This is a genomic window from Spirillospora sp. NPDC046719 (assembly GCF_040645715.1).
In the GTDB taxonomy this organism is placed as follows: Bacteria; Actinomycetota; Actinomycetes; order Streptosporangiales; family Streptosporangiaceae; genus Spirillospora.
Genome location: NZ_JBEYYT010000589.1, coordinates 1 through 4,768 on the forward strand (window position 1 = coordinate 1; position 4,768 = coordinate 4,768).

The following is a 4,768-nucleotide window of genomic DNA, read 5'->3' on the forward strand; positions in this document are numbered from 1 at the left end:
GGCGGCGCTCGCCGGGGCGGCCAGGGCCGCGGCGCCGGCGGCGCCCGCGAGGGCGAGCGACGCGGTGACGGCTCCAGCGAATGGCCGGTTCATGCGGGGTCCTCTCAGGCGGACCGGCACGCACGGTGACCGGCCGGTGACGACGCTGTCCCGGCGGATGCTAGATCAACATCACCGCCGGTGGAAGGACCGCCACCCCGTACGATCGGCTCATGACCGACTCACCGCTGCGCTGGGGCATCCTCGGGACGGGCGGCATCGCCTCGGTGTTCACCGAGGACGTGCAGCGCCTCCCCGGCCACGAGGTCGCCGCCGTGGGCTCGCGCTCGCACGGCACCGCCGCCGCGTTCGCCGAACGGTACGGCGTCCCCCGGGCGCACGGCTCCTACGCCGAACTCGCCGCCGACGAAGGCGTCGACGTCGTGTACGTCGCCACGCCCCATCCCCTGCACTACGAACCTGCGCGCCGGTGCATAGAGGCGGGGCGGGCCGTGCTGGTGGAGAAGCCGTTCACCACCGGCGCCGCCGACGCCGAGAAGCTCGCGGCGCTCGCCCGCGAGCGCGGCGTGTTCGCGATGGAGGCGATGTGGACCCGGTTCAACCCGCTCGTCCGGCGGCTGCGCGACCTCGTCGCCGGCGGCGCGATCGGTGACGTGACGGCCGTGTACGCCGACTTCTCCATCACCCGGACCTACGACCCGGAGCACCGGCTGTGGTCGCCGGAGCTCGGCGGCGGCGCGCTGCTGGACCTCGGCTGCTACCCGCTGTCGTTCACCTGGCCGCTGCTCGGCCCGCCCGCGTCCGTGCAGGCCACCGCGTCGCCCGCGCCGACCGGCGTGGACGCCAACACGGGCGTCCTGCTCGGCTACGCGTCCGGCGCGGTGGCGCTGCTGCACTGCGGGCTGCTCGGCGACTCGCCGCACACCGCCACCGTCATCGGGACGCGCGGCCGCGTCGACGTCGCGTCCCCGTTCTACCGGCCCGCGTCGATGACGGTCGTGCGGACCGGCGGCGACCCCGAGGTCCTCACCGCGGACATCGAGGGGCACGGCTACACCTACCAGGCGCAGGAGGTGGCGCGCTGCCTGCGCGCCGGCCTCACCGAGTCGCCGCTGATGCCGCTGGACGAGACCGTCGCGATCCTGCGGACGATCGACGAGATCACCGCCCAGTTCGGTCAGTCGACCTCCACCCAGCCGTAGGTGCGCTCGACCGCCTTCTTCCAGCCGGCGTAGCCCTTCTCGCGCTGCTCGTCGTCCCAGGTGGGCAGCCAGCGCTTGTCCTCGTTCCAGTTCTGGCGCAGCTCGTCGGTGGTGTTCCAGAAGCCGACGGCGAGGCCGGCGGCGTAGGCGGCGCCGAGGGCGGTGGTCTCGGCGACGACCGGGCGCGACACCGGGACGCCGAGGATGTCGGCCTGCATCTGCATGCACAGCTCGTTCGCCGTCACGCCGCCGTCCACCTTGAGCACGTCCAGCGAGACGCCGGAGTCCTCGCGCATCGCCTCGACGACGTCCTTGGACTGGTAGCAGATCGATTCGAGGGTGGCGCGGGCCAGGTGGGCGTTGGTGTTGAAGCGCGAGAGCCCGACGATGGCGCCGCGCGCGTCCGACCGCCAGTACGGGGCGAACAGGCCGGAGAACGCGGGGACGAAGTACACGCCGCCGTTGTCCTCGACCTGCCGGGCCAGGTTCTCGCTCTGCGCGGCGCCGGAGATGATGCCGAGCTGGTCGCGCAGCCACTGCACCGCCGACCCGGTGACCGCGATCGAGCCCTCCAGCGCGTACACCACCGGGCGGTCGCCGAACTTGTAGCAGACCGTCGTGAGCATCCCGGCCTTGGAGCGGACGAGTTCCTCACCGGTGTTGAGCAGCAGGAAGTTGCCGGTGCCGTAGGTGTTCTTGGCCTCGCCGGGCGAGAAGCACACCTGGCCGACGGTCGCGGCCTGCTGGTCGCCGAGGATGCCGGTCAGCGGCACCTCCCCGCCGAGCGGGCCGTCCGCGCGCGTCACGCCGTACGGGTCGGGCGCCGACGACGGCCTGATCTCCGGCAGCATCGCGCGCGGGATGCCGAAGAACGACAGCAGCTCCTCGTCCCAGTCGAGGGTCTCCAGATCCATCAGCATGGTGCGGCTGGCGTTGGTGACGTCGGTGACGTGCACGCCGCCGTCCGTCCCGCCGGTCAGGTTCCACAGCACCCAGGTGTCCATGTTGCCGAAGACGGCGTCGCCCCTCTCCGCGGCCTCCCGGACCCCGTCGACGTTCTCCATGATCCACTGGACCTTGCCGGCGGAGAAGTACGTCGCGGGCGGCAGCCCGGCGCGGTGCCGGATCGTCTTGCCGCGGCCGTCGCGTTCCAGCGCGGAGGCGATGCGGTCGGTGCGGGTGTCCTGCCAGACGATCGCGTTGTAGTACGGGCGGCCGGTGCGGCGGTTCCACACCAGCGTCGTCTCGCGCTGGTTGGTGATGCCGAACGCGGCGAGGTCGTCGTGGTGCAGGTTCGCCTTGTTCAGCGTCGTCTGGACGACCGCGCGGGTGCGCTCCCAGATCTCGGTGGGGTTGTGCTCGACCCAGCCGGCCTGCGGCAGGATCTGCTCGTGCTCGAGCTGGTGGCGGGCGACCTCGTTGCCGCCGTGATCGAAGATCATGAACCGGGTGCTGGTCGTGCCCTGGTCGAGGGCGCCGACGAAGTCGGCCATGCGGCTCTGCCTTTCTGCGCGGGACGTTCGGGGCGGGGACGTGCGGGCGGGGACGTCGAAGGCGGGGACGTCGAGGGCGGGAACGGGCGGCGCCCGTCACTCCTCGACGTCGTACTCGGGCCTCGGCTCGGTGCCCCCGGGGCCTTCCTCGGGGATGTTGCGGCCGATGAGCAGGATGTACAGGCCGGCGCCCAGGATGCCCCCGATGACCGGCGCGACGAGGGGCACCCAGAAGTAGAAGTGCCCGAACTGATCTCGCCAGGCGGTGTCGTAGCCGGTGATGTACTGCGCGAGGCGCGGCCCGAAGTCGCGCGCCGGGTTGATCGCGTACCCGGCGGCCGAGCCGAACGCCATGCCGATCGCGACCACGACGAGCCCGATGATGAGCGGCGCCATGTTCGCCAGCGGAGGCGAGTTGCGCGCGTCGGTCAGCGCCAGCACCAGGAACAGCAGGATCGCGGTGCCGATGATCTGGTCGCGGAACGCGCCCCAGGTGTGGATCGGCAGGGTCCCGTTGCCCGGCAGGGTGGAGAACACGAACTGCGTCTTGACGGTGTGCCCGGGATCGAACTTGGCGAGGATCTCGCTGTAGTTCCACCGGACGATGAGCGCCGCGATGAACGCGCCGAGCATCTGGGCGAAGATGAACGGGAGGACCTTCCGCCACGGGAAGCCCTTGAAGACCGCGAGCGCGATCGTCACCGCCGGGTTGATGTGGCCGCCGCTGAGGCGCGCCGACACGTAGACGCCGAGCGTCACGCCCCATCCCCACGCCCAGGTGATGGCGTCGTGGCCGCCGAGGCTCTGCGGGGCGCCGAGCCCGCTGCCCGCGACGGCCTGCGCGACGACGCCCACCCCGAACAGGATGAGGATCAGGGTCCCCGCGAACTCCGCGGACATCTCGACGGCGAGGTCCGGGAGTCTTCGTCCTCGCGGGAGTGCGGCCATCTCTCCTCCTCGGGGATGTGACGCTGGGTCAGTGGATGATCACTTTCCGCGTTCCTTCCCCGGCGATCGTCCGCTACACGAACCGGCGCGGGTCAGTGTCCCCGGAAGGCCTCCTCCAGCCACCAGGACGGCCGCCCCCGCGTGATCTTCGCGTGCACCAGCATCGGCCGGTCGCGGGGCCCTTCCAGCCAGCGCGCCACCGCGCCGAGGTCGGCGGGCCGCCGGACGGTGGCCGCCGCGCAGCCGTAGCCGCGGCCGATGGCGGCCAGGTCGGCGGGCGGGAACGTGACGGTGCCGAGCGGATGGCCGGACGGCCCGAAATGGTGGACCTCCGCGCCGTAGGCCTCGTCGTCGTACACCACCACCAGCAGGCCGAGGCCGAGCCGGACGGCCGTCTCCAGCTCGGCGGCGGCCATCAGCGCGCCGCCGTCGCCGAGCGCGGCGACGGTGAGCCGGCCTGGGCGGGCCACCGCCGCGCCGATCGCGGTGGCCAGGCCCAGCCCGATCGACTGGAACGCCTGCGTGAACACCAGCCCGTCGGCGTCCGGGACGTCCAGGAACATCGCCGGGTAGCCCATGAAGTTGCCGGAGTCGACGGCGACGGTGCGCTCGCGCGGCAGCATCCCGTCCAGCGCGATCGTCAGCGTGCGCGGGTCGATGCGCGGACCGCCGTCCGGGTGCCGGTCGTGCTCCTTGTCCTCCTCGTAGGGGACGTCCTGCCAGCGGCCCTCGCGGGCGAGGCGCTCGGCGACGTCCGCGGTGCGGTACCCGGTGGCGGAGTGCCCGCGCGCCTCCAGCTCCGCGTCGGCGGCCCGCGCGGTCTCCGCGACGTCGCCGATGAGGCCGAGGTCGACCCGGTGGTGCGCGCCGAGCGCCCGGGCGTCCACGTCGACCTGGACGACCGCGGCCGTGCGGCCGACGAGGGCGCCGTGCCGGGTCGTCCACATGTTCAGCGAGCAGCCCCACGCGACGAGCAGGTCGGCGCCGGCGATGAGCTCGGCCGCCGCGGGCGTCGCGAATCCGCCGCTGACGTCCAGGCCGAACGGATCGCCGGCGAACAGCCCCCGCGCGACGGCGGTGGTGGCGACCAGCGCGCCGCACCGGGCGGCGAGCGCGGCGAGCTCC

4 protein-coding genes are annotated in these 4,768 nt (G+C 72.9%); 1 reads left to right on the forward strand and 3 read right to left on the reverse strand.

The window, feature by feature from the left end:
- Window positions 1-212: 212 nt before the first annotated feature.
- Window positions 213-1,202, forward strand: a complete 990-nt coding sequence (locus ABZ914_RS46660; RefSeq protein ID WP_500201086.1) for a Gfo/Idh/MocA family protein — start codon at window positions 213-215, stop codon at window positions 1,200-1,202.
- Here ABZ914_RS46660 and glpK read toward each other — a convergent pair.
- The 3 genes from glpK to ABZ914_RS46675 all read right to left on the reverse strand — a co-directional run.
- The gene (gene glpK / locus ABZ914_RS46665) at window positions 1,178-2,695 is read right to left on the reverse strand and encodes a glycerol kinase GlpK (protein WP_500201087.1); all 1,518 of its coding nucleotides are present in this window, start codon (window positions 2,693-2,695) and stop codon (window positions 1,178-1,180) included. The genes ABZ914_RS46660 and glpK overlap by 25 nt on opposite strands.
- Window positions 2,696-2,791: 96 nt before the next feature.
- On the reverse strand, window positions 2,792-3,643 hold the full coding sequence (locus tag ABZ914_RS46670) for an MIP/aquaporin family protein (protein ID WP_500201088.1): 852 nt from the start codon (window positions 3,641-3,643) through the stop codon (window positions 2,792-2,794).
- Window positions 3,644-3,735: 92 nt separating this feature from the next.
- On the reverse strand, window positions 3,736-4,768 hold a 1,033-nt coding region (locus ABZ914_RS46675), incomplete at its 5' end, for a thiamine pyrophosphate-dependent enzyme (RefSeq protein ID WP_500201089.1).

Excerpts from the sequence above, each read along its gene's own strand:
- ABZ914_RS46660 (WP_500201086.1), top strand. The coding sequence starts at position 213 with ATGACCGACTCACCGCTGCGCTGGGGCATCCTCGGGACGGGCGGCATC.
- glpK (WP_500201087.1), bottom strand. The coding sequence starts at position 2,695 with ATGGCCGACTTCGTCGGCGCCCTCGACCAGGGCACGACCAGCACCCGG.
- ABZ914_RS46670 (WP_500201088.1), bottom strand. The coding sequence starts at position 3,643 with ATGGCCGCACTCCCGCGAGGACGAAGACTCCCGGACCTCGCCGTCGAG.